Consider the following 273-nt stretch of genomic DNA (forward strand, 5'->3'; position numbering starts at 1 on the left):
GAACCGTCAGCGCAAGTCGCACCTTGTGTGCCGCCAGGTTGCGCAGGGAAACCTTGCGCATCGGCGAGTTACTTACCGCAGCCATGTGCTCAAGCCCCGGCTTCCACGTTCACGACCGCCTGCGGAGCGTCGAGCCGCTTCATACGATCAAGGACCGAATCCGCCGTAGGCTCACGCAATTCGTCGACGATCTTGCCGTCCGCGAGGAACACGACACGATCGGCGTACGCCGCTGCCCGCGGATCGTGCGTCACGATCACCACGGTCTGGTTG

The 273-nt window shown here is 63.4% G+C and carries 1 pseudogene; it reads right to left on the reverse strand.

Annotated elements, in window-relative coordinates:
• Positions 1 to 89: 89 nt before the first annotated feature.
• Positions 90 to 273 (reverse strand): annotated as a pseudogene (locus tag ACKRDP_RS09920) (hypothetical protein); the annotation flags it as partial.

This window comes from Pampinifervens navoyensis (assembly GCF_046159715.1).
Classification (GTDB): Bacteria; Aquificota; Aquificia; order Aquificales; family Aquificaceae; genus Pampinifervens.